At 70.1% G+C, this 23,810-nt stretch carries 25 protein-coding genes; 16 read left to right on the top strand and 9 right to left on the bottom strand.

The annotated features are described in order from the left end of the window. The first annotated feature begins 32 nt into the window (after positions 1 to 32). Positions 33 to 791 (top strand): glutamate racemase, encoded by a 759-nt coding sequence (locus RR1_RS00860; RefSeq protein ID WP_010839083.1) that lies wholly within the window; start codon positions 33 to 35, stop codon positions 789 to 791. A 6-nt stretch (positions 792 to 797) separates the two neighbouring features. On the opposite strand, the gene RR1_RS00855 is transcribed toward RR1_RS00860, so the two are convergent. Beyond that, positions 798 to 1,952 (bottom strand): MFS transporter, encoded by a 1,155-nt coding sequence (locus RR1_RS00855; RefSeq protein ID WP_040774153.1) that lies wholly within the window; start codon positions 1,950 to 1,952, stop codon positions 798 to 800. Positions 1,953 to 2,089: 137 nt separating this feature from the next. Between RR1_RS00855 and RR1_RS00850 the strand changes: the two genes are divergently transcribed. Then, positions 2,090 to 2,338: a hypothetical protein gene (locus tag RR1_RS00850; protein WP_143153647.1), complete on the top strand. Its 249-nt coding sequence runs from the start codon at positions 2,090 to 2,092 to the stop codon at positions 2,336 to 2,338. Positions 2,339 to 2,382: 44 nt separating this feature from the next. Further along, positions 2,383 to 3,099 (top strand): SOS response-associated peptidase, encoded by a 717-nt coding sequence (locus tag RR1_RS00845; RefSeq protein WP_010839086.1) that lies wholly within the window; start codon positions 2,383 to 2,385, stop codon positions 3,097 to 3,099. Between the two features lie 8 nt (positions 3,100 to 3,107). On the opposite strand, the gene RR1_RS00840 is transcribed toward RR1_RS00845, so the two are convergent. Further along, a complete protein-coding gene (locus RR1_RS00840; RefSeq protein ID WP_010839087.1) occupies positions 3,108 to 3,530 on the bottom strand; it encodes a hypothetical protein in 423 nt (140 codons plus the stop codon). Positions 3,531 to 3,596: 66 nt separating this feature from the next. Here RR1_RS00840 and RR1_RS00835 point away from each other — a divergent pair, with 66 nt between their 5' ends. Then, positions 3,597 to 4,724, top strand: coding sequence for a class I SAM-dependent methyltransferase (locus RR1_RS00835; RefSeq protein WP_010839088.1), 1,128 nt, complete (start codon positions 3,597 to 3,599; stop codon positions 4,722 to 4,724). 158 nt (positions 4,725 to 4,882) lie between these two features. After that, positions 4,883 to 5,725, top strand: a complete 843-nt coding sequence (locus RR1_RS00830; RefSeq protein ID WP_010839089.1) for a Bax inhibitor-1/YccA family protein — start codon at positions 4,883 to 4,885, stop codon at positions 5,723 to 5,725. 201 nt (positions 5,726 to 5,926) lie between these two features. On the opposite strand, the gene RR1_RS00825 is transcribed toward RR1_RS00830, so the two are convergent. Further along, complete coding sequence (locus RR1_RS00825; protein ID WP_040774159.1) at positions 5,927 to 7,144, bottom strand: acetyl-CoA C-acetyltransferase; 1,218 nt, start codon at positions 7,142 to 7,144, stop codon at positions 5,927 to 5,929. A 161-nt stretch (positions 7,145 to 7,305) separates the two neighbouring features. Here RR1_RS00825 and RR1_RS00820 point away from each other — a divergent pair, with 161 nt between their 5' ends. The 5 genes from RR1_RS00820 (at position 7,306) to ilvA (ending at position 12,323) form a co-directional block, all read left to right on the top strand. Beyond that, positions 7,306 to 8,691 (top strand): cystathionine beta-synthase, encoded by a 1,386-nt coding sequence (locus RR1_RS00820; protein WP_010839092.1) that lies wholly within the window; start codon positions 7,306 to 7,308, stop codon positions 8,689 to 8,691. Continuing rightward, entirely contained in the window at positions 8,688 to 9,299 is a 612-nt protein-coding gene (locus tag RR1_RS00815; protein WP_040774162.1) for a hypothetical protein, read from the top strand. The genes RR1_RS00820 and RR1_RS00815 overlap by 4 nt, the downstream gene beginning before the upstream one ends. A gap of 11 nt (positions 9,300 to 9,310) precedes the next feature. Beyond that, positions 9,311 to 9,796 carry a hypothetical protein gene (locus tag RR1_RS00810; RefSeq protein ID WP_143153646.1) on the top strand — a complete coding sequence of 162 codons (486 nt, stop codon included), beginning with the start codon at positions 9,311 to 9,313 and terminating at the stop codon, positions 9,794 to 9,796. A gap of 70 nt (positions 9,797 to 9,866) precedes the next feature. Next, complete coding sequence (locus tag RR1_RS00805; protein ID WP_010839095.1) at positions 9,867 to 11,039, top strand: cystathionine gamma-synthase; 1,173 nt, start codon at positions 9,867 to 9,869, stop codon at positions 11,037 to 11,039. A gap of 129 nt (positions 11,040 to 11,168) precedes the next feature. Further along, a complete protein-coding gene (ilvA, locus tag RR1_RS00800; RefSeq protein ID WP_218017472.1) occupies positions 11,169 to 12,323 on the top strand; it encodes a threonine ammonia-lyase in 1,155 nt (384 codons plus the stop codon). 10 nt (positions 12,324 to 12,333) lie between these two features. On the opposite strand, the gene RR1_RS00795 is transcribed toward ilvA, so the two are convergent. After that, the gene (locus tag RR1_RS00795; RefSeq protein WP_010839097.1) at positions 12,334 to 13,092 is read right to left on the bottom strand and encodes an FAD:protein FMN transferase; all 759 of its coding nucleotides are present in this window, start codon (positions 13,090 to 13,092) and stop codon (positions 12,334 to 12,336) included. Next, positions 13,089 to 13,298 carry a hypothetical protein gene (locus RR1_RS00790; protein ID WP_010839098.1) on the bottom strand — a complete coding sequence of 70 codons (210 nt, stop codon included), beginning with the start codon at positions 13,296 to 13,298 and terminating at the stop codon, positions 13,089 to 13,091. The genes RR1_RS00795 and RR1_RS00790 overlap by 4 nt, the downstream gene beginning before the upstream one ends. A gap of 190 nt (positions 13,299 to 13,488) precedes the next feature. On the opposite strand from RR1_RS00790, the gene RR1_RS00785 reads away from it, so the two are divergent. Beyond that, on the top strand, positions 13,489 to 14,934 hold the full coding sequence (locus tag RR1_RS00785; RefSeq protein ID WP_010839099.1) for an NlpC/P60 family protein: 1,446 nt from the start codon (positions 13,489 to 13,491) through the stop codon (positions 14,932 to 14,934). Between the two features lie 81 nt (positions 14,935 to 15,015). Here RR1_RS00785 and greA read toward each other — a convergent pair whose 3' ends face one another. Both greA and RR1_RS00775 read right to left on the bottom strand, forming a co-directional pair. Beyond that, on the bottom strand, positions 15,016 to 15,510 hold the full coding sequence (gene greA / locus RR1_RS00780) for a transcription elongation factor GreA (protein ID WP_040774222.1): 495 nt from the start codon (positions 15,508 to 15,510) through the stop codon (positions 15,016 to 15,018). Between the two features lie 262 nt (positions 15,511 to 15,772). Next, positions 15,773 to 16,207, bottom strand: a complete 435-nt coding sequence (locus tag RR1_RS00775) for a DUF4307 domain-containing protein (RefSeq protein ID WP_010839101.1) — start codon at positions 16,205 to 16,207, stop codon at positions 15,773 to 15,775. 165 nt (positions 16,208 to 16,372) lie between these two features. Here RR1_RS00775 and mca point away from each other — a divergent pair, with 165 nt between their 5' ends. Genes mca through RR1_RS00755 form a run of 4 tightly spaced genes read left to right on the top strand, consistent with a single transcriptional unit; the run spans position 16,373 to position 21,023 of the window. Next, a complete protein-coding gene (mca, locus tag RR1_RS00770) occupies positions 16,373 to 17,308 on the top strand; it encodes a mycothiol conjugate amidase Mca (RefSeq protein ID WP_010839102.1) in 936 nt (311 codons plus the stop codon). Next, positions 17,305 to 17,628, top strand: a complete 324-nt coding sequence (locus RR1_RS00765) for a hypothetical protein (protein WP_010839103.1) — start codon at positions 17,305 to 17,307, stop codon at positions 17,626 to 17,628. The genes mca and RR1_RS00765 overlap by 4 nt, the downstream gene beginning before the upstream one ends. Before the next feature lie 47 nt (positions 17,629 to 17,675). Further along, on the top strand, positions 17,676 to 19,688 hold the full coding sequence (locus RR1_RS00760; protein WP_010839104.1) for a thioredoxin domain-containing protein: 2,013 nt from the start codon (positions 17,676 to 17,678) through the stop codon (positions 19,686 to 19,688). 45 nt (positions 19,689 to 19,733) lie between these two features. Continuing rightward, positions 19,734 to 21,023 carry an HNH endonuclease signature motif containing protein gene (locus tag RR1_RS00755; protein WP_010839105.1) on the top strand — a complete coding sequence of 430 codons (1,290 nt, stop codon included), beginning with the start codon at positions 19,734 to 19,736 and terminating at the stop codon, positions 21,021 to 21,023. Between the two features lie 25 nt (positions 21,024 to 21,048). Here RR1_RS00755 and trhA read toward each other — a convergent pair whose 3' ends face one another. Continuing rightward, positions 21,049 to 21,723 (bottom strand): PAQR family membrane homeostasis protein TrhA, encoded by a 675-nt coding sequence (gene trhA / locus RR1_RS00750; protein ID WP_010839106.1) that lies wholly within the window; start codon positions 21,721 to 21,723, stop codon positions 21,049 to 21,051. Positions 21,724 to 21,962: 239 nt separating this feature from the next. Here trhA and RR1_RS00745 point away from each other — a divergent pair, with 239 nt between their 5' ends. Continuing rightward, positions 21,963 to 22,733, top strand: coding sequence for an isoprenyl transferase (locus RR1_RS00745; RefSeq protein WP_040774230.1), 771 nt, complete (start codon positions 21,963 to 21,965; stop codon positions 22,731 to 22,733). A 30-nt stretch (positions 22,734 to 22,763) separates the two neighbouring features. Here the strand turns inward: RR1_RS00745 and coaA are convergent, their stop codons facing one another. Continuing rightward, complete coding sequence (gene coaA / locus RR1_RS00740; protein ID WP_040774168.1) at positions 22,764 to 23,696, bottom strand: type I pantothenate kinase; 933 nt, start codon at positions 23,694 to 23,696, stop codon at positions 22,764 to 22,766. Between the last annotated feature and the right edge of the window lie 114 nt (positions 23,697 to 23,810).

The raw sequence follows: 23,810 nt of genomic DNA, 5'->3' as shown, positions 1-23,810 counted from the left end.
GTCTGCCGCACGCGGCGCGATAGATTGGACACGTGATCGTCGCGCTCATCGACTCGGGCCTGGGCCTGCTGCCCACCGCGGCGCATCTGCGCAAGCTGCGCCCCGATCTCGACCTGCTGCTCGCGACCGATCCCGACGGCGCGCCGTGGGGTCCCAAGCCGGCGCGCTGGGTGATCGACCGTGTTCTCGGGACCGTCGACGCGTGCCGCGATCGCGGCGCCGAGGTGATCGTGTTGCCGTGCAACACCGCGAGCGTCACGGCGCTCGATCACGTGCGCGGCCACGTCGGCGACGACGTCCCCGTGATCGGTACGGTCCCCGCGATCAAGCCCGCGGCCGCGGAGTGCTCGTCGGTCGCGATCTGGGCGACGGCGGCCACGACGGCGAGCAGATATCAGGCGCGGCTCGTCGAGACGTACGCCGCCGGAACGTCGGTGGCCTCGGTCGCGTGCCACGGCCTCGCCGACGCCGTCGACCGCGGCGACCTCCCGGCGATCGGATCGGCCGTCGCGGACGCGGTGTCGCGCACGCCCCACGACGTCGAGGGCGTCGTGCTCGGGTGCACGCACTATCCGCTCGTCGCGGACGAGATCGCGGCGCAGTTGCCGCGCGGTGTCCGGCTGTTCGACAGTTCGTCGGCCGTCGCGGCGCAGACCGTGCGCCGGGCGGACGAGGTGTCGCCTCCCGGGACGGGAAACGGCACCGTGACGGTGCTCGCCGGTGGCCGCGTCGCGGAGTTGCCCGCAGCAGCGGCGCGCTACGACGCGGGCCGGGTCTTCACCGACCGCTGATCGCCGCTATCCCGACCGCCGTGTGCGCCGGACGAGTGCCAGGTCCGCGAGCCACACGAGAAGGGTGATCCCCGCGAGCGCGGCTCCGGCGATGCACACGCTGGTCCATCCGCCGTGCCGCCACGCCGAGGTGCCGACGGCCGAGCCGACGGCCGCACCGACGAAATAGCACGTCATGTACACCGAGTTCATGCGTGAGCGTGCGGGCGGGTCGAGCGCGAACACGATGTTCTGGTTGCTGACGTGGATGCCCTGCAGTCCGGTGTCGACGGTGACGAAGGCGAGGACGAACCACACGATCGCCTGCGCCCCGAGCCCGAACAGCGGCCACGACAGCAACAGCACTGCGATGGCTCCCGCCGTCGCCCACTGGGCGAGTCCGCGATCGGCCAGCCGCCCGGCCAGCGTCGCGACGACCGCTCCCGCGACGCCGCTCAGGCCCACGAGCCCGATCTGTGCGTCGGAGTACTCGAACGGCGGCGCGGAGAGCAGGAGTGCCATCGTCGCGAAGACGGTGCTGACCGACGCGAACGCGCACGCGCCGAGGGCGGCACGGGTGGCGAGTCGCGGGTGGCGGGCGACGAGCGGCGCCATCGACAAGAGGGCCGTGCCGTACCCGATGCGCGGGCGCGTCGCGGCGTCGTCGGCGGGCAGCATCCGCCACAGCGCGAGCGCGACGAGCGTCATCGCGACCGCGGACACGCGGTAGACCGTCGTCCAGCCGCCGAGGTCGGAGAGCAGGCCCGCGAGCGAGCGTGCCACGAGGATGCCGATCAGCAGGCCGCTCATGAGCGTTCCGACGATCTCACCGGATCTGCCCGGTGGCGCGAGCGCGGACCCGAACGGCACGAGCACCTGCGCGGCGACCGAGAACAGTCCGGCGACGGCCGTGCCGACGACGAGCGCCGCGAAACTCGGTGCGACGCCACTGATCGCCTGTCCCGCAGCGGCGACGAGCATGAGGCCGACCGAGAGTTTCCTGCGGTCGAGGAGGTCGCCGAGCGGGACGAGCAGGAGCAGGCCGAGGGCGTAGGAGACCTGCGCGACCGTCACGGTGAACGCCGCGGTGGCGGGGGAGACCGACAGGGCGCCGGCGATGGAATCGAGCAACGGCTGGTTGAAGTAGTTTCCGCCCGCGCAGAGCCCGACTGCCACCGCCATCACCAGGACCGTCGCGGTGCTCGGTCCCGGGGAGTGCGTAGCCGCGTCGGCGCGAGAGGGTCGGTTCACGTGGGGTGATTGTGCCACCGGGCGTCGATGTCGGACGTGCCGATTACGCTCGCGGACATTCGAGTTCGGTGGGCGAGAGGCGGGTGGTCGCGGTGCGGTTCGAGTGGGATCCGGATGCCGAGCGCGAGATCGTCGATCAGGTCGTGCGCAGCATGCAGCAGGAGATCGATGCGGTGTATCACCGACACCAGGGAGATCCGGAAGGCATCGTGAAGGATGCGCTGGTGGCCCGGCTGACGACCGCCCTCGTCGAGCCCACCCTCTCGACGGTGGCGGCGGCGATCGGCCGCGGTGACCGCGTGGAACTCACGCTGTAGGTACGTCCCGCCGGGCGATCGGCAGGGACGCGAACGGAGGCGACATGTGCGGCCGATATGCGAGCACGACGTCAGACAAGGAACTGGGCGAGATCTTCGAGATCGCCCGCACCGTCGGCGAGTCGTCGGGGCCGTCGTTCAACGTCGCCCCGACGCAGCCGGTGCGCATCGTCCTCGACGACGTCCGTGGCAGAGACGAGCCCGAGCGTGAACTGCGGACGGTCCGGTGGGGGCTCGTGCCGTCGTGGGCGAAGGACGTCAAGATCGGCAATCGGCTGATCAACGCGCGGTCCGAGTCGATCACCGAGAAGCCCGCCTTCCGTCGTGCCGCGCTCAAACGGAGGTGTGTGCTGCCCGCCGACGGCTACTTCGAGTGGGAGAAGCGCGAAGACCCCGAGACGGGCAAGACCGTCAAGGTGCCGTACTTCCTGCACGGCGACGGCGTCCTCGCGATGGCGGGGCTCTACGAGCTGTGGCCAGACCCCGACAAGGCCGAGGACGACCCCGACCGGTGGTTGTGGACGGCGACGATCCTCACGACGAACGCGACCGACTCGCTCGGCCACATCCACGACCGCTCACCCGTGCTCTTGCCGCCCGACTTCGTCGAGCACTGGCTCGACCCCACGATCGACGACCGCGAGCAGGTCGAGGCGATGCTGGCGTCGATCCCCGAACCGCGACTGACCCCGTACGAGGTGAGCACGGCCGTCAACTCGCCCCGCAACAACGACCCGCACCTGCTCGATCCGGTGGAGTGAGTGGGGGCTCACCCGGGCGCGTCGGCCCGCGAACGTCGGGTGCGCGCCCGGTGTGCTGCGACGGCGATCGCTCCGAGTGTCGCCATCGGCGCAGCGATGACGAGTGATCCCCAGAAGGAGGCCCACGTCGTCAGGCCCACGGCAGACGCCACGGCCAGAATCGCGACGGCGGCCCACGACACCCACATCCGCCGGGACACCGCGGCTACCACAGGCGGGATCGTGAGTACAGCGGCGAGACCGACGAGCGGCCACACGCCGAGCGCCCGCACGATCGAGTCGGTACACGACGTCGTGCCGTGATCGTCCGGCATCGAGCCGGTCTTGGCGCAGGACAGTGAGACGTCGCCGACAGGTGATATCGCCGTCCCTGCGGTGAACGCGACTGCGGCAATCGCGAGTGCCCACCACACCGCCCGGACGATCGACATCTGCGCAGCGTAGGCCGAGCGCGCCCCGGCGCCCCGGCGGCGCGCGGCGCGGGGGAGACTGGAGGCGTGTTCGATCGTGCTGCGGCGTCCGACGTGCTGGCAACGCTGCGTCGCCGTCCCGACGTGGAGGCGCCGAATCTGCATGCCGTCGACGCCGCGGACCGGCTGATTCTCGACATCGCCGCCGACGCGGTGACCCCGATCGACCGGATCGTCGTCGTCGGCGATCGGTACGGCGCCCTCACCCTAGGTGCGGCAGCGGGATTCGGCGCGACCGGCATTCGCACGCACCAGGATCCGATCACGGGTGAGCGCGCGCTCGCTGCGAACGCCGCGGCAGCGGGCATGACCGAGCACTATGTGTCGCTGCCGCTGGGGCCCGAATTGCTGGACGGCGCGACGATCGTGCTGATGCAGTTGCCGCGCGCGCTCGCGGAACTCGACGAGATCGCCGACGCGATCGCGCGGTACGCCGCTCCGGAGGTGCGCGTGTTCGCGGGCGGCCGCGACAAGCACCTGTCGACGTCGATGAACGACGTCCTCGGAACGTCGTTCGCGAGCGTCGTCGCGTCGCGGGGGAGGCAGAAGTCGCGCGTCCTCACGGCGTCCTCGCCGAAGCAGGTCGGCGAGCCGCGGTATCCGGTGTCGCAGCGACTCGACGACTGGGACGTCACGGTGTTCGCGCACGGCGCGGTCTTCGCCGGTGCCGGCCTCGATATCGGCACTCGCGCACTGCTGCCGTATCTGCGCGACGCGAAACCCGGTGCGCGCACCGCGATCGACCTCGGCTGCGGCAGCGGAATCCTGGCGACGGTGCTGGCCCGGCAGCGACCCGGCCTCGACGTGATCGCGACCGACCGGTCGGCCGCGGCGACAGCGTCGGCGGCGCTCACCGCGCGGGCGTCGGGCGCGACCGTGACCGTCGTCCGCGACGACGCGATGTCGACCTTCGACGACGCGAGCGCCGACCTCGTTGTCTGCAATCCGCCCTTCCATCTCGGGGCCGCGGTGCACACCGGAGCGGCCGAGCGCATGTTCGACGCCGCGGCCCGCGTGTTGCGTTCGGGCGGGGAATTGTGGACGGTGTACAACAACCACCTGGGCTATTCGGGCGCGCTCACCGCGGCGATCGGGCCGACGACAGTGATCGACCGTGGCCGGAAATTCACCGTCGCGCAGTCCGTGCGACGGTAGTTCGCCTGGCATCCGTGCGGCGAAGGGCTGTACAGTCCGAAATGTCCGGAGCAGCTGTGACGTGGATTCCTCCTTGCGGGGAACTCCCCACGATCGGCCACCGTTGACAGCATATGAGGCCGGAATGTCCGGCAACGTCGTGAGAAGGGACATGCACGGTGCGCACCACCAGCAACCCGGTGTTCCGCAACCTCCCCAAACAGGAGGGCGGATACGCCTCGTTCGGATCTGCGTCGTCCGGCGCCGCGCAGGCCACCCAGTTCGGACAGCCGCAGTACACGCAGGCCGATCCGTTCGTGACCGAGCCCGAGCGTCGTCCGATGACCATCGACGACGTCGTCACCAAGACCGGCATCACGCTCGGTGTTCTTTCGATCAGCGCGATCGTCTCGTTCTTCCTCGTGACGAACAACAACGCCCTGGCGGCTCCGCTCGCCATCGGCGGCGCGATCGTCGGCCTCGTGCTGGTGCTCGTCGCGACGTTCGGCCGCAAGATGGACAACCCCGGGATCGTCCTCGCGTATGCGGTGGCGGAGGGTCTGTTCCTCGGCGCGTTGTCGTTCATGTTCACGTTCAACATCCAGGGCGTCGCTGCCGGCACGCTCATCGGACAGGCCGTTCTCGGTACGTTCGGTGTGTTCTTCGGCATGCTCGTCGTCTACAAGACGGGCGCCATCCGCGTCACGCCGCGTTTCACCCGCATGATCGTCGGCGGCATCATCGGCGTCGTCGTCCTCATGCTCGGCAACCTCGTCGCCTCGTTCTTCATCGACGGCGGCCTGGGCCTGCGTGACGGCGGAATGCTGGCGATCGTCTTCAGCCTCGTCTGCATCGGCCTCGCCGCGTTCAGCTTCCTGCTCGACTTCGACGCCGCGGATCAGCTGATCCGCGCTCAGGCGCCGGAGAAGGCTGCCTGGGGCGTCGCGCTCGGCCTCACGATCACGCTCGTGTGGCTGTACGTCGAGATCCTGCGTCTGCTCAGCTACTTCCAGAACGACTAGTTCGCACGTCCGAACGGGCGGTTTCCGGCACGGCCACTCGGCCGATGTTCCGGAAACCGCCCGTTCGGCGCTTCTGCACAGGCTCGGCACTGCGCTTTTCCACATCGGGGCCCGACAGCACAACGCTCCCCGAATCGCACTGACGCTCCCCCTGGTGGGGGAGTGTGAGCACGAGTCGGGGAGCGTTGGTGACAGAACCCGTCAGCTCAGGCGCTCGAGCACCATCGCCATGCCCTGGCCGCCGCCGACACACATGGTCTCGACGCCCCACGTCTTGTCCTGCTCCTGCAGGTTGTTGAGCAGCGTGTTGGTGATGCGCGCACCCGTCATGCCGAAGGGGTGGCCGAGTGCGATCGCGCCGCCCGAGATGTTGAGTTTGTCCTCGTCGATGTTCAGCGCACGCGCCGAGCCGAGGACCTGCACCGCGAACGCCTCGTTGATCTCGAAGAGGTCGATGTCGTCGATCGTCTTGCCGGCGATCGTCAGCGCCTTCTTCACGGCCTCGATCGGGCCGAGGCCCATGATCTCGGGCGACAGGCCCGTCACTGCGGTCGAGACGATGCGCGCGAGCGGCGTGAGGCCGAGTTCCTTCGCCTTCGTGTCCGACATGATGACGAGCGCGGCAGCACCGTCGTTGAGCGGGCACGCGTTGCCCGCCGTCACCGTGCCGTCGGGGCGGAAGACGGGCTTGAGCTGGCTGATCTTCTCGTAGGTCGTGCCGGCGCGCGGGCCGTCGTCGGTGGAGACGACGGTGCCGTCGGGCAGCGTCACGGGCGTGATCTCACGCTCGAAGAAGCCGCGTGCGATGGCCTCCTCGGCCCGGTTCTGCGACCGCACGCCCCAGTGGTCCTGGTCCTCACGGCTGATGCCCGTGTACGACGCGACGTTCTCGGCCGTCTGGCCCATCGCGATGTAGACGTCGGGGAGCTCGCCCAGCTCCCGCGGGTCCTGCCACGCCGTGCCGCCCTGCGCGAGCTGCTCGGTCTTCGCTTCGGCGTCGGCGAAGCGTGCGTTCTTGGTGTTGGGGAGCCCGTCCGCGTTGCCGGTCACGAAGCTCGACACCGACTCGACACCCGCCGAGACGTAGATGTCGCCCTCGCCCGCGCGGATGGCGTGCATCGCCATGCGGGTCGTCTGCAGCGACGACGAGCAGTAGCGGTTGACGGTCACACCGGGGAGATGGTCGTAGCCGAGTTCGACGGCGACGACGCGTCCGATGTTGAATCCCGACTGGCCTGCGGGCTGACCGCAGCCCATCATGATGTCGTCGATGTCCGCGGGATCGACCTGCGGGACCTTCGCGAGCGCGGCGGCGACCATCTGGGTCGCGAGATCGTCCGGGCGGATGTCCTTCAGCGAGCCCTTCATGGCTCGGCCGATGGGGGAACGCACCGCAGAGACGATGACTGCCTCGGGCATGAAAACTCCTTCGTAGCGTCGGGGACGGCGCGGCGTGTGGGGCCGATCACCGCCTCACCGGCCAATCTATCCCGTCGCCCCACCCCGGGGCACGTGCGCACCCGCTCAGCGGGCGTGCCCCGGCAGGCGCATGCGCGGGCCGCATCTGGGACGATGGAGCCATGCGCATCGCGGAACACGTCGTCGATCTGGTGGGTGACACTCCTCTCGTCAAGCTGAACTCGGTCACGGGCCCCGGCCTGGGCACGGTCGCGGCGAAGGTCGAGTACCTCAATCCCGGTGGCAGCTCGAAGGACCGGATCGCGGTGAAGATGGTCGACGCCGCCGAGGCGTCGGGCGCACTGAAGCCGGGCGGGACGATCGTCGAGCCGACCTCCGGCAACACCGGCATCGGGCTCGCGCTCGTCGCGCAGCAGCGCGGCTACAAGTGCGTGTTCGTGTGCCCCGACAAGGTCGGTGAGGACAAGCGCAACGTGCTCCGCGCGTACGGCGCCGAGGTCGTCGTGTGCCCGACGGCCGTTCCGCCGGAGCACCCGGACAGCTACTACAGCGTCTCCGACCGGCTCGCGAAGGAACTGCCGGGCGGCTGGAAGCCCGACCAGTACTCCAACCCCGCGGGCCCCGAGAGCCACTACGAGACGACCGGTCCCGAGATCTGGCGCGACACCGACGGCAAGATCACGCACTTCGTCGCGGGCGTCGGCACCGGCGGCACCATCACCGGCGCGGGCCGCTACCTCAAGGAGGTCTCGAACGGCGCCGTCAAGGTCGTCGGCGCCGATCCCGAGGGCTCGGTCTACTCGGGTGGCACGGGACGGCCGTACCTCGTCGAGGGTGTCGGCGAGGACTTCTGGCCCAGCGCGTACGACCCGTCGGTCGCCGACGAGATCATCGCGGTCTCCGATGCCGACTCGTTCGAGATGACGCGCCGCCTCGCGCGAGAAGAGGGGCTGCTCGTCGGCGGCTCGTGCGGTATGGCCGTCGTCGCGGCACTCGAGGTCGCCAAGCGCGAGGGCCCCGACGCGCTTGTCGTCGTCCTGCTTCCGGACGGTGGCCGCGGCTACATGGCGAAGATCTTCAACGACGACTGGATGGCGTCGTACGGCTTCCTGCGCACGCCGCTCGACGGGCACGAGACCGACACGACCGTCGGCGACGTGCTGCGCGGCAAGTCGGGCGAGCTGCCCGATCTGGTCCACACGCATCCGTCCGAGACGCTGCGCGACGCGATCGAGATCCTGCGCGAGTACGGCGTCTCGCAGATGCCCGTCGTGGGTGCCGAACCGCCGATCATGGCCGGTGAGGTCGCGGGCAGCGTCACCGAACGCGACCTGCTCAGTGCCGTGTTCGAGGGTCGTGCGCAGCTGACCGACTCCGTCGAGAAGCGCATGAGCACGGCGTTCCCGCTCATCGGCGCCGGCGAGCCGATCGCCTCGGCGACCAAGGCGCTCGCCGATAGCGACGCGCTCATGGTCGTCGACGACGGCAAGCCGGTCGGTGTCATCACGCGCCACGATCTTCTCGGATTCGTCAGCTCCGCGTCGTGACGGCCCGACGGACACGGCGCGCCGCCGGGGTCGCTGCGGCGCTCGGCGCGGTGTTCGTCGTGGCCGGGTGCGGCTCGACGATCGAGGGCACTGCCATCGCCGAGCACGACGTCGCGGTCGATTCGGGCCCGTTCGACGAGCCGCCCGACCCGTTTGCGACGCCCGAGGAGTATCTCGACGTCGATCCCGGACATCCGCTGGTTCCGCCGTTCGGTGACGAGTTGCCGGCGGTCGGCGAGGCAGTCGGATGCGACGTCCTCGATCCGGTGGTCACGCCCTACGTCGCGGGCTGGACGGGAGTGCCGGGGGAGATCGTCGCGGGTGGTCAGTGCATGTGGCAGGGCGCTACCGGCAACATCGTGTCGGTCACGGCGTACCGGCAGCACAACGATCCCGAGGTGCTCGAGGCGATGCGGGTCGGCGGCAACGCGATCGCCGATCCCCGCGTCGAGGAGATGTCGGGCGTCGCACTGGATCTCGTCGGTGTCTCGCTCATGACGCCGACGGCGCAGATCACGGTGTTCTCGATCGGCGACGAGGGCTTCGGCACGGACGTGTCGTCGGAGCTCGACGTCGCGCTCGCTGTGGGGCAGCTGCTCGCGGAGTAGGGTCGCGGCTCGTGCCGACCCGAGTGCGCCGCGCGTCCGTCGCGGCAGCCGTGACAGTGCTCGCCGGTGCCGTCGCCGCGGGCTGTGCGCAGTCCGTGTCCGGCACCGCGCTCGCGCGTCCCGATCCGCCCACGGGGTGTCGTGATCTCGATGTCGTCGTCGGCGGGCTGCTTCCGGATCGGCGTGACGTCGAGGAAGCGATCGTCTCGGGGCCGAGCATCCCGCTGTGCCGGTGGAGCACCGAACCGGGTGCGCCGGACGCGCTCTCGGTGACGGTGCAGGTGCAGCCGATCGGCGTCGCGACGGTGGAGGAGTTGGCGGAGACCTCGCCGAACGTCATCGACGATCCCCGCTCGGACGCCCTCGGTGTCGTCGCGCTCGACACGTTCGCGGTGGCGGTGGTCACGCCGAATCACCGCATCGTCGTGTTCGACAGCCGGGGCCGGGGCGTCGATCTCGACGTCGCGTACGCCGTCGCCGAGTACCTGGCATCGTGAGCCCGCGAGCCGGCGCGGCGAGTGAGCCCGACGACACGACGGCGCCGCGCACCTCGTTAGGCTGGTGGGTATGAGCGAGCAGCGCAGCAAGGCCGACGAGTCCGGTACCCACGGCTTCGCCACGAAGGCGATCCACGCGGGCTACGAACCCGATCCGCAGACCGGCGCCGTCAACGTCCCGATCTACGCGAGTTCGACGTTCGCGCAGGACGGCGTCGGCGGTATGCGCGACGGCTTCGAGTACGCGCGCACGGGAAATCCGACGCGCCGCCCGCTCGAAGCGAACCTCGCTGCCCTCGAATCCGGCACCTTCGGGCGTGCGTTCGGTTCGGGCATGGCGGCGACCGACTGCGCGCTGCGCGCCGTCCTGCGTCCCGGCGATCATCTCGTCATCCCCGACGACGCGTACGGCGGCACGTTCCGGCTCATCGACAAGGTCTTCACGCAGTGGGGCATCGAGTACACGCCGGTCCCCGTGCACGACGTGGACGCAGTGCGGGCGGCACTGCGTCCTGAGACGAAGCTGGTGTGGGTCGAGACGCCGACCAACCCGCTGCTGAACATCGGCGACATCGAGGCGCTCGCCGAGGTCGCGCACGCGGGGAACGCGAAGCTCGTCGTGGACAACACCTTCGCGTCCCCGTACCTGCAGCAGCCGCTGCTGCTCGGCGCCGACATCGCGCTGCACTCGACCACGAAGTACATCGGTGGTCACTCGGACGTCGTGGGCGGCGCGCTCGTCACCGACGACGAGGAACTCGACGCGAAGTTCGCGTTCCTGCAGAACGGCGCGGGTGCCGTGCCGGGACCGTTCGACGCGTTCCTCACGTTGCGCGGCATCAAGACGCTCGCGCTGCGCATGGAGCGGCACAGCGAGAACGCGGAGAAGGTCGTCGATCTGCTCACGGGGCACAGCGCCGTGACGTCGGTGATCTACCCGGGCCTCGAATCGCACCCCGGCCACGCGGTCGCGGCGAAGCAGATGCGGCGGTTCGGCGGCATGGTGTCGGTCCGGCTCGCGGGCGGACGTCAGGCGGCGCTCGACTTCTGCGCGCGGACCGAGATCTTCACGCTCGCGGAGTCGCTCGGCGGCGTCGAGTCGCTCATCGAGCATCCGGGTGCGATGACGCACGCGTCGACGGCGGGCTCGGTGCTCGAGGTTCCCGACGACCTCGTGCGGCTGTCGGTCGGCATCGAGGACGCGGCGGATCTCCTCGGAGACATCGAGCAGGCGCTCGGCTGAGCCAGGCCGACTTCCGCAGGTCCCCGGTTCGCTGCCGAGCCGCGGGCGGCGGCCGGCCCTAGGCTGTCTGGCGTGAATGCGGTGACGATCGAGACGATCGAAGCGGCCCGGTCCCTGCTCGACCCGGTGATGCGGCGCACGCCCGTCATCGCGTCGCGGGTGCTCTCGGAGCGGTGCGGGCACGATGTCGTCCTCAAGTGCGAGAACCTCCAGCGCACGGGCTCGTTCAAGCCTCGCGGCGCCTATTACCGGATCGCGAATCTTCCGGCGGAGGCGCGCACGCGCGGCGTCGTCGCGGCGAGCGCAGGCAATCACGCGCAGGGTGTCGCGTGGGCGGCGACCGAGCTCGGCATCGCCTCGACGGTGTTCATGCCGACGGGTGCGTCGCTGCCGAAGATCGTCGCGACGAAGGCGTACGGCGCGGAGGTGCGGCTCGTCGGCGACACGATCGACGACGCCCTCCTCGCGGCGCAGGAGTTCGAGGCGGAGACGGGCGCGACGCTGATCCACCCGTTCGACCATCCCGACATCGTCGCGGGTCAGGCGACGGTCGGGCTCGAGATCCTCGATCAGGTTCCGGACGTCGGGACGATCGTCGTTCCGATGGGCGGTGGTGGTCTCGCGGCGGGGATCGCGAGCGCCGTCGCCGCGCTACGTCCGGACGTCCGCATCGTCGGGGTGCAGGCGGAGCAGGCCGCGGCGTGGCCGCGGTCGCTGGAGGCCGGTGAGCCCGTCCCGCTCGCCGCGATGTCGACGATCGCGGACGGTATCGCGGTGGGCCGTCCCGGTGCGGTCCCGTTCGGCCCGGTGTCGCGGTACGTCGACGAGATCGTCACGGTCGGCGAGGATTCGCTCGCGCGTGCCGTCGTGCTGTGTCTGGAACGCGCGAAGCTGGTCGTCGAGCCTGCCGGTGCGGCAGCGGTCGCCGCGCTCGCCGGCGGCGAACTCGACGTGCGCGGGCGGGTGTGTGCGGTCCTGTCGGGCGGCAATGTCGATCCGCTGTTGCTGACGCATCTCGTCACCCACGGTCTGCGGGCCGGCGGCCGCTATCTCGATGTGACGGTGACGATTCCGGACCTGCCGGGCGGGCTCGTCGCGGTGCTCGAGGTCGTGCGCGATGCGGGGGCGAGCGTGCGCGACGTCGTGCATTCGCGGACCGGCCGGGGTCTCGGTATCGACGAGGTCGACGTGCTGCTGAGCCTCGAGACGCGCGGCGCCGAACATCGCGGGGAGGTCCTCGCGGCACTCGCGGAGTCGGGCTACTCCGCCGAGGTGCGCGCGTGATCGCTGGGCGTCAACCGGGCCATCCGGCGAGGGTGATCACCCGCATCTCCTGATCGACGAGCCGCGCCGGTGCACCCTTCTGCGCGAGCCAGTCGATCGCGCCGCCGCGCCGGCGGAGCGCGGCGGTCGCCAGTGCGTGCGCGTCGACGCATGTCGGTGCGACGACGGAGACGGTCCGCCACTGCGGGCGCGGGGCGGCCGGATCGTCGTGGAGCGGGGTGAGGGTGCTCGCCGTCGCGACGCCACCGCCGGCGGGCAGCGCGATCTGCGAACTCGGTTCTCCCGGCATGTCGCGCACGAGGACCTGCCAGCCGTCACGGCCGCCGGAACCGACGGCGCGCACGTGGCCGCCGATCGCGATCAGGACGCCGCAGTCGAGCAGGTCCGCGATCTGGCGTGCGGCGAGATCCGCGGTGCTCGGCCGTCCGGTCGCGGTGAGGTCGAGATCGCTCGGTGCGCGGACGGTGGTGCCGTCGACGACGATCTCGCGCCATCGGGGATGGGGTGCGACGGCGCCGGCCGTGCGTTCGGCGACGTGGACTGCGTCGGCGACGAACTGCGCGAGCAGCGGCCCGACGGAACGCGGTTCATCCCCGAGCGTGTGGACCTCGGCGTCGGGACGTTCGAGATTCGTCGCGGCGTCCGCCGCGGCGACGACTCCGCGCAGCATGCTCGATGCGGCGTCGAGCCGATCCGGGTCGGTGACGACGATCCGCACGTGTGCACCCCAGTCGGTCCATTCCGCGGCGGCCCGGCGAGGCTCGGTCACCAACCGGACGACACCGCGTCCGGTGCACCGGCGCCCGGTACCACCTCGACGGGGCTCTGTTCGACCGTGGCGGGCTCTACTGCCGCGGCGGCGGGCGCCACGGCGATCACACCCGTCACGCCGAGGGCGGCGAACGCGCCGCGCGCAAGGGCACGGAGTCGTGACGGCGGGGTCCTCTTGTCGGTGGCGTCGTCGCTCGGGGTCATGAGTCCACGATGCCGTCCGGATCTGTGAGGAGTCTGGGAACCGGCGAGGATGTGGGCGACATCGCGATTCGGGCACGGGGACCGCTGTCACAGTCGTACGGTGGTGCGACTCGGTTCGCACGCCGTACGCCTCGCGCGCGGCTGTTCGTCCGGGTTCGGTTCCAGACGTGCGCGTTCAGGGGCGGTGTGAATGACAGCGGATGCAGCAGCGATCGTCGTCGCGATCACGACTGCAGCGGGGGCGCTCGTGCAAGGGGTGGGTCTTCCGGAGCCGGTCGAACGCGCCGCCGCCGATGCGATCGCGGTGGTCGAACACGCGGCCCCACAGATCCAGCAGCAGGTCGACGCCTCGCTCGATGCCCTGCCCGACGACGCGCGCAGGCATGCGGAGGATCTCGTCGCTCGCGGTGCGGACGCGGCGCGTCAGGCGGTGCCTCCGGGGCCGATTCCCGCTCCCGTGCCGGGCGCGCCGGGGGACACGCCACCCCTACCCGGTATCCCGCTGCCGGACGCCCCACTGCCTGCCGACCAGCGTCCCGGGCTCGAAGGGATCCCCTTCGTCCCGGAACCCGAACTCGGTCCCGGCCCGGCACCCCAGACCCCGGCACCGCAGGGCTCGGGCCGGTACACCGCGCCGACGCCGCCCACGGCAGGCGGATCCGGTTCCGGAGACGTCGTGGTCTCGGGTACGGCCCCGGTGGTCGGTGCGCTCGGGTCGATGGTGCCGCCGGTGTCGGCGGCGTTTCCCGGTCCGTCGCTCGCGCCGATCGGCGCCGTCGCGGTGTTCGCGCCGTGGATCCGGCAGGCGGGATCGGTGTGCGCGGAGATCGGGCCCGAGACGGTCGCGTCGCTGCTGTCGGTCGTGAGCGGCTTCCGGTACGGCGTCGCGGCACCGATCTCGCCGTCGGGTGAGCGGGGCCCGGCGCAGCTCCCACCGGACGTGTGGGAGCGGTACGCGGAGGACGCCGACGGTGACGGCAGGACGGACATCCTCGGTGTCGCCGACTCGACGCTCGCGAGCGGCCGCTACCTCTGCGACACGTATCAGCAGGTCGAGGCGTGGAAACGGGAGGGTGCGGTCACGGGTGATTCGCTCGATCTCACGCTGGCGGCCTATCTGACCTCACCCGAGCAGATCCGGTTCGGCGGTGCGATGCCCGGGCCGGTCGCGGATCCCGCGGTCGATCCGACGGCGCTCGTGAAGCGGGTTCAGGCGTTCGGCGAATCGTTCGGTCGCATGCTCGCACCGTTCTTCTACGGGGGCACGGGCTTCGGTGCGAGCGGCGTCGTGGACGCGGCGATGCGGTATCTGGGTCTGCCGTACGTGTGGGGCGGCGGCAACATCAACGGGCCGACGATGGGTGGATTCGACTGCTCGGGCCTGACGTCGTACGCGGTGCACGCGGCGAGCGGTGTGACGCTGCCGCGGACGTCGGAGATGCAGTGGCGGGTGGGGACGGAGATCCCGCTCGACCAGGCGAAGCCGGGCGATCTGCTGTTCGGCAACTGGGGTGCCGGCGGACCGGGACACGTCGCCATCTACGTCGGTGGGGGGCAGATGCTGCATGCTCCGACGACGGGCGACGTCGTGCGCGTCGGCGCGCTGTTCGAGGGCATGAAGGCCCGGCGTCTCTGAGTCCCGACGCCGCGGGTGCCGATGCCCTCGAAAACGCCGAATGCCCCGCCGGTCGGCAGGGCATTCGGCGGTGTCGCACGGTCAGTCGCGGTAGGGCTCCGCGCTGAGCAGCGTCACCTTCATGGTGTTGCCGTTGGGCAGCGTGTACTCGCGGGTCTCGCCGACCTTCGCCTCGAGCAGCGCGGCACCGAGCGGCGAGCTGGGCGAATAGACCTCGAGCTTGTCGCCGCGCGCACCTTCTTCGCGAGTCGCGATCAGGAAGGTTTCGGTGTCCGACTCGTCGCCGTCGTAGTAGACCTTCACCACCGAACCGGGCAGCGCGACGCCCGACTGCGTCGGAGCCTCGCCGACCTTCGCGTTGTTCAGCAGTTCCTGGAGCTGGCGGATGCGCGCCTCCTGCTGGCCCTGCTCTTCGCGGGCCGCGTGGTAGCCGCCGTTCTCCTTCAGGTCGCCCTCTTCGCGTCGCTCGTTGATCTCCGCCGCGATGACGGGGCGATTGGCGATGAGCTGGTCGAGTTCGCTCTTGAGTCGGTCGTGTGAATCCTGCGTGAGCCAGGTCACCTGCGTCTCGGTCATCTCGATCACTCCCTCGTAGCCGGGACCCTCGACGACGCTCGCCGTCGGTCCCGTGTTCACAGGCAGTCACCCACCTGTGTCGCGGCGGGCGTGCCAAGGACGCTGCGCGCGTCCGCGCTCGGCGGGCGCCGTTCGGGACGCGGCCGACGCGCAACCGCTCCCGAAATGCAGCAATACACGGTCCCACGCGGAACCGTGCATGATGCCATTTTAGCACGGTGTCCGGACAACCGAGCCGGATTCGCTGCTGGTCAGCAGGCTGCTATCCGGCGGCGGGGGGTGCGACGAGGTACTCGGGGATGTCGTAGCTGCATCCGTACAGATCGCCCATACCGGGCGGGTGTGACGTGTAGACGGGTGCCGTCACGAGTACGGTCGGATCGCCGGTGGCGGGGATGAGCATCTCGCGTCTGCCGGTCTCGGAACCGTCCTTCGAGCGGGCGCGGACGATGCACACGACGTCGCGATCGGGTTCGGCGCGGGTGAGGCTCACGGTGACGTCGATGCGGGAGTCGTCGATGATCTCGTAGGCCTTCGCCTCGGCGTCGAGTTCGCTCACGCCGAACCGCTGATACGCGTAGAAGGCGACGACGAGGCCGGCGATCACGACGACCGCGGTCGCGATCCATGCCTTGCGGTGATCGGTCGGCTCGGAGCGAGAGGCGGCGTACCGGCCCTCCGGGAGAGGTCTTGTCATCTCGCGTGACTCCCGTGCCCCCGTGCGGTCTGGAGACCACCTCGGTACAGCCTCGGACGGGGGCGCGGCTGCACGTGGTTCTTCGGAGTGGGACTATAGAGGACGAGCGACAGGCGACCGCCCCGCGGTCCGCCGAACCGACAGCGAAGCCGAGGTGACCATCACGTGAGCGGATACCGGCTGATGGCCGTGCACGCGCATCCCGACGACGAGTCCAGCAAGGGTGCGGCGACCATGGCTCGGTACGCCCGCGAGGGCAACCGGGTGCGCGTCGTGACGCTCACCGGCGGCGAGCGCGGCGACATCCTCAATCCCGCGATGGATCTGCCCGGCAACCGTGAGCGCATGTCCGAGCTGCGGATCGAGGAGATGGCCGAGGCGGCCCGGATCCTCGGTGTCGAGCACGAGTGGCTCGGCTTCGTCGACTCGGGGCTTCCCGAGGGCGACCCCAAGCCGCCGCTGCCCGAGGACAGTTTCGCGCTCGTGCCGCTCGACGTCGCCGTCGAGCCGCTCGTGCGCGCGATCCGCGAGTTCAAGCCGCACGTCATGACGACGTACGACGAGAACGGCGGCTACCCGCATCCCGATCACATCCGATGCCACGAGGTCTCGATGGCGGCGTTCGAGGCCGCGGCCGACCCCGAGCGGTATCCGGACGCGGGGGAGCCGTGGGAGGTCGCGAAGATCTACTACAACCACGGCTTCATCCGAAAGCGCATGCTCCTGTTCCAGGAGGAGTACGACCGGCGCGGCGAGGAGTTCCCGCTCGCCGAATGGCTGAAGAAGTGGAAGACCGAGCACGGCGACACGATGGCGCGCGTGACGACGCAGATCGAGTGCGGCGCGTACTTCCCGGTACGTGACGACGCACTGCGTGCGCATGCGACGCAGATCGACCCGAACGGGTCGTTCTTCGCGGTGTCGGTCGACGTCCAGCAGAAGGTGTGGCCGACCGAGGAGTTCGAGCTCGCCCGCACGCGCGTGCAGGCGACACTCCCCGAGAACGACCTGTTCGCGGGCATCGCAGCCCCGGATCTCGCCGCGGCGGACGTCCGCAGCGGCCACGACGGTATCGACGACAGCAAGGACTATCCCCAGTGATCGGCACGACGTTGCACGCTGACGCCAACCTCCGCGCGTGGGAGCTGCTCGCGCAGTTCCCGTCGACGCCGACCAGTCCGGAGGGGCCGGAGTTCGGCAAGGCCTCGCCGATCGGGCTCGTACTGACACTCGTGCTGCTCGTCGCGATCGTCCTCCTGGTCCGGTCTATGAACAAGCGCCTCAAGCGCCTCCCCGAGAGCTTCGATCCCGAGCGACCCGAGCCGGATCAGGCGGCCGACGACGGCACCGATCAGGGCGCCGTGCCCACCGAGGACGCCGACCACAGCGACGCCGCGCCGGGACGTCCCTCGGCCCCGTAGCCGCCGCGTCGGCGCACGGTTCGTCCTGTCTGTGCCACGCTGGTTCCATGAACCGATTGGCCGATGCCCGGTCTCCGTATCTGCGTCAGCACGCGGACAATCCGGTTCACTGGCAGCAGTGGGGACCGGAGGCGCTCGCCGAAGCGCACGAGCGTGACGTCCCGATCCTGCTGTCGGTCGGGTACGCCGCGTGCCACTGGTGTCACGTCATGGCGCGCGAGTCGTTCGAGGACGAGCGCACCGCCGCCGTGATGAACGAGAACTTCGTGTGCATCAAGGTCGACCGCGAGGAGCGGCCCGACATCGATTCGGTGTACATGACGGCGACCGTCGCGACGACGGGTCAGGGCGGCTGGCCCATGACGTGCTTCCTCACCCCGGACGGTGCCCCCTTCTACTGCGGGACGTACTACCCCGACACGCCGCGGGGCGGGATGCCGTCGTTCGTGCAGGTGCTGCAGGCCGTTGCCGACACGTGGCGGACGCGGCGCGACGACGCGCAGGCCGCGGGTGCCGCCGTCGTCACCGAACTCGCGCGGAGCGCCGGACCCGTTCCCGAGGGTGAGCGCCCGGTCGATGCGGACCTGCTCGCGCATGCGGTCGCCGCGGCGGCTGCCGACGAGGACCGCGACAACGGCGGCTTCGGTGGTGCCCCGAAGTTCCCGCCGTCGGCGCTGCTCGAAGGATTGCTGCGCCATCACGAACGGACCGGTGACGAGGCGACGCTCGCGCTCGTGTCGCGCACCTGTGACGCGATGGCGCGCGGTGGCATCCACGACGTGATCGCGGGCGGCTTCGCGCGGTACGCCGTCGATGCGGGGTGGGTCGTTCCGCACTTCGAGAAGATGCTCTACGACAACGCCCAGTTGCTCCGGGTGTACGCGCACGTGGCCCGCCGTACCGGATCGCCCGCGGCACGCCGGGTCGCGTCGGGCATCGCTCGGTTCCTGCTGCGTGATCTCGTCACCGATTCCGGTGCGTTCGCCTCGGCGCTGGACGCCGACACCGACGGCGTCGAGGGACTCACCTACGTGTGGACGCCCGCCGATCTGGTGGACGCGCTCGGCGAGGACGACGGCGCGTGGGCCGCGGAGGTGCTCGACGTCGGGTCGCCCGGGTCGTTCGAGAAGGGGACGTCGGTGGCGCGCCTGCTGCGCGAGCCGGACGACGCCGCCCGCTGGGAGCGGGTGCGCTCCACACTGTTCGAGTACCGGTCGCGGCGCCCGCAGCCCGCGCGCGACGACAAGGTCGTCACCGCGTGGAACGGTCTCGCGATCACGGCGCTCGCCGAGGCGGGTGCGGCGCTCGCGGAGCCGGAGTGGGTGACCGCGGCAGCACGGTGTGCGCGTGCCGTCCTCGATCTGCATGTCGTGGACGGGCGGCTGCGGCGGTCCTCGCTCGGCGGCGTCGTGGGAGCGGCGCCGGCCGTACTCGACGACCATGGCGCGTTCGCGACCGGACTGCTCGCACTCGCGCAGGCCGACGGCGATCCGGAATGGGAACGGGCCGCGCATGCACTGATCGACAACGCGCTCGACCTGTTCCACGACCCCGACGCCCCGGGAGCGTGGTTCGACACCGGTGCGGACGCCGAATCGCTCGTGACCAGGCCGCGCGATCCCGTCGACGGGGCGACGCCGTCGGGTGCGTCGAGCATCGCCGAAGCGCTGCTGACGGCGTCGGCGCTCGCCGAGACCGAACGGGCCGGCCGATACCGGGAGCACGTCGAGGCGGCACTGCGTCGTGCGAGCCTGCTGCTCGAGCGCGTGTCGCGGTCGGCCGGCATGTGGCTCGCGGTCGCGGAAGCCGCGGTGACTGGCCCGCTGCAGGTCGCCGTCGCCACCGAAGGGTCGACGGTCCTGCTCGACGCCGCGCGCCGTGATGCACCCGGCGGCTCGGTCGTGCTCGGCGGCGAACCGGATTCGGGTGTGCTGCTACAGGATCGGCCGCTCGTGGACGGGGCGGCCGCTGCCTACGTGTGCCGGGGATTCGTGTGCGATCGGCCCGTGGGCGACGTCGACGAACTCGCCGCGCTGCTGGCTCCGGCCCGCACCGTGTGAATTGCTGCGGGTGGAGTGTCGGCCCCTTGGGCTAGTGTCGTACCTATGTTCGATTCGGGTGGGGGCGGCTCGGGAAACGAGCTGGTAGACGTGGCGGGACTGGTCGAGTCCAAACGCGTGCTCGCGTGTGCGGAGTATCGGCAGATCCAGGCGATCGGCGGATTCCACGCGGCGCGGGTGGCGGCGGAAGCGTCCGGGTCGGTGGGGATTCCAGGCGAGTCGGCGGCGAACGAGGTGTCGCTCGCACTGGGGATGAGCGAGGGCCGGGTGTGGTTCGCGATCGCGCTGTGCGAGGACCTCGATACCCGGCTGCCGCTCACGAACACCGCGTTCTCGGTGGGCGAGCTCGATCTGGCGCAGGTCCGCACGATCCACAACCTGCTGCAGAACCTCTCCGACGAGAAGGCCCGGATCGTGGAAGCGGCCTTGTTCGCGCGCGGGCCGATCGACCGGCTACCACCGGCACGCTTGAGCGGGCGGCTGCGGCGGTTGGTGGCGCGCTACGACCGGGACGGGTTCGCCGAGCGGTCGGCGCGCGCGAAGGAGGAGCGGTACATCTCGGTCAAGCAGTGCGACGACGGGATGGCGTTCCTCTCGGGCGAGCTGCCGTCACTGGATGCGGCCACGATCTGGAACCGGCTGAAGGAAATGGCCATCGGCGACGTGTGTGCCGGTGACGAAAGATCCATGAGTCAGCGTCATGCGGACGCCCTCGTCGCGCTTGCGGACGGGAGCGGGCGGCTCACGTGTGGGTGTGGACGCGACGACTGCGCGACCGCCATTCCGGCAGCAACGAAGCGGGGGCCGCTCGTGCAGATCGTCGTGAGCGACGGATCGTTCGGTGGTGGATTCACTGCTTGTACCGGCTCGGACGGTTCGGTGCTGGTCGGGTTCTTGCCCGGTGTGGGTCCGCTCGATCCCGAGACGGTGCGCGGCGCGATCGCGCACTCGGCCACACAACGTATCCATGTGAGCGCCGTCGATCCCGTTGAGGCGGCCCCGGACATCGCAGCGTTGCGGTACCGCATCCCGCGTTCCTTGGCGGACCGGATCCGGGCGCGTGACGGGGTGTGCCGATTCCCGCACTGCGCCGTCCCGGCATCGAGCTGCGACATCGACCACACGATCCCGTTCGACCACGCCAACCCCAGCGAGGGCGGCAGGACCGAGGAAGCGAACCTCGCCTGCCTGTGTCGGCGCCACCATCGCTGGAAAACCCAGGGCCGCATGGCCGTACAGCAACTCGGCGACGGGCTGCTGCGCTGGACCATGCCCGACGGCACCGTCTACGACACCGAACCCGACTCGCCCACTTTCTGGGCAGCGGGAGCGTGAACGCTGCCGTCACGTGCGGGTTCGTTCACGTGCTGCCGAGGACCACCATCCACACGGCGACGTAGTGGCACAGTGCTGCGATCACGGTTCCGGCGTGGAAGAACTCGTGGTGGCCGAACGTCTCCGGCCACGGATTGGGCCAGCGGGTCGCGTAGAGGACGGCGCCGACGCTGTAGAGGATGCCGCCGACGAGGAGCAGGAGCATGGGCACGACGCCGACGGTCCGGACGAGTTCGGGTGCGACGGGAACGATGGCCCACCCGAGCAGCGGGTACAGCGGCACGCCGACCCAGCGGGGCGCCGTGGGCCACAGCATCTTCAGTGCGACGCCCGCGAGGGCGCCGGTCCAGACGACGGCGAGCAGGACGCGTCCCGTGGTGGCGGGGAGCGCAAGGAGCGCGAACGGCGTGTAACTGCCGGCGATGAACACGAAGATCATCGAGTGATCGGCGCGCTTCATCCGTGTGCGGGTGCGGACGCTCGACCACGTGATGCGGTGATAGGTCGCGCTGATGCCGAACAGTCCGCACACCGTGATCGCGTAGACGGCCGTCGCCCAGCCTGCGCGCGGGCCGGCGCTCGTGGCGGCGACCGAGACGAGCACGATGCCGAGGACGATCGACAGAGCGAACGCCCAGACGTGGATCCAGCCGCGCATGCGGGGTTTGACCGGGAGCTCGTCGAGTCCGAACGCGGTCATGCGTTCTCCCTTCGGCCCGTGAGGCCACGAAATCCTGCGAACCTACGGTCTCGTAGGTTACGGCTCGAAGCGTACCGGCGAGTAGCGACGGTCGTGGACCCAGGGAGAGGCGAATCGGACAGCGTAGGCTGGTCGATCGTGGTGATGACTCGGTGAGCAACCTGCTGCGCGACATCGGCAACACCGATCGCGGCCGCGACGTCGCACCGGAGGTGGGTCCGGTGTGCGATCGTGACCCTGTGCCCAGCCCGCGGTCGCTGCTGTATCGCCTCTACGAGCGTCGGCTGATCCGGAGTCTCGCCGGCAAGCCCCGCCCGCGGCACATCGCCGTCATGTGCGACGGAAACCGTCGCTGGGCACGAGAGAACGGCTTCACCGACGTCGCCCACGGCCATCGGATGGGTGCCCTCAAGATCGCGGAGCTCCTCGAATGGTGCGACTCCGCGGGCATCGAGATGGCGACGATCTACCTGCTGTCGACGGAGAATCTCCGGCGCGCGCCCGAGGAACTCGACGCGTTGCTCGAGATCATCACCGACGTCGTCGAGGAGATCTCGGCTCCGGGCAAGAACTGGAGCGTCAAGATCGTCGGTACGCCAGATCTGCTGCCGCGAGGCATCGCGGACCGGCTGCGGGGGGCCGCGGCGTCGACGGCGGGTCGCACCGGAACGCACGTGAACGTCGCGGTCGGTTACGGCGGCCGTCAGGAGATCGTGGACGCGGTGCAGGCGCTGCTCACCGAGCGGATCGCCGCCGGGAAGACGGGGCGTGATCTCGTCGAGTCGGTCGACGTCGACGGCATCGACGGCCACCTGTACACGTCGGGTCAGCCCGATCCCGATCTCGTGATCCGGACGTCGGGGGAGCAGCGGCTCTCCGGCTTTCTGCTGTGGCAGAGCGCCTATTCGGAGATCTGGTTCACCGAGGCGTACTGGCCCGAGTTCCGGCGGGTCGACTTCCTGCGCGCGTTGCGCGATTTCGCTGCGCGGCACCGCCGTTTCGGCATCTGACCTCCTGCCGTCTCGGCGACGGAACTCCGTTCAGAGCTTGCGCAGCCGCAGCCTGCCGACGGAGTGATCGGCGTCCTTGCGCAGGACGAGGGTCGCGCGGGGCCGTGTCGGCAGGATGTTCTCGACGAGGTTCGGCCGGTTGACGTTGTTCCAGATGTCGAGCGCGGCTGCGGTGGCGTCGCGATCCGACAGCGCCGCGTAATGATGGAAGTGCGCGTTGGGGTCCGCGAACGCGGTGCCGCGCAGCGTCAGGAAGCGTTTGACGTACCAGTGCTCGATGTCCTCGATGCGCGCGTCGACGTAGATCGAGAAGTCGAACAGGTCCGAGACCATCAGGCGCGGTCCGGTCTGCAGCACGTTGAGGCCCTCGACGATGAGGATGTCGGGTTGCCGGACGAGGTGGTACTGCCCGGGCACGATGTCGTAGCTGATGTGCGAGTACACCGGCGCCGCGACCTCGGCGGCGCCCGACTTCACCTCGGTGACGAAGCGCAGCAGTTTGCGGCGGTCGTAGCTCTCGGGAAAACCCTTGCGGTGCATGATGCCGCGCCGCTCGAGTTCTCGCGTGGGATAGAGGAATCCGTCCGTCGTCACGAGGTCGACGCGGGGATGGTGCTCCCACCGTGCGAGCAGTGCCTGCAGCACGCGGGCCGTCGTCGACTTGCCGACGGCGACCGAGCCCGCGACGCCGATGACGAACGGCACCTGACGGTCGGGGTGCTTCTCACCGAGGAAGGTCGCGGTGGCGGCGAACAGGCGCTGGCGTGCTGCCACCTGGAGGTGGATCAGCCGTGCGAGCGGCAGATAGACCTCGGCGACCTCTTCGAGATCGATCTGCTCGCCGAGTCCGCGCAGACCGCGCAGCTCGTCCTCGGTGAGCACGAGCGGCGTCGACCGCCGCAGCGTCCGCCACTGCTTGCGGTCGAACTCCACGTAGGGGCTGGGTTCACTCGTCCGTGACACCGTTACTCGCTTCGCAGCAGGACACCGTTACTCGCTTCGCAGCAGGACACCGTTACTCGCTTCGCAGCAGAGGGCGGAGTGGCCCCGCAGGCAGCCGATTGCATAACGGGATTG

Source organism: Rhodococcus rhodnii NBRC 100604, from assembly GCF_001894925.1.
Taxonomy (GTDB): Bacteria; Actinomycetota; Actinomycetes; order Mycobacteriales; family Mycobacteriaceae; genus Rhodococcus_F; species Rhodococcus_F rhodnii.
This window is presented reverse-complemented; position numbering and strand designations above follow the sequence as displayed.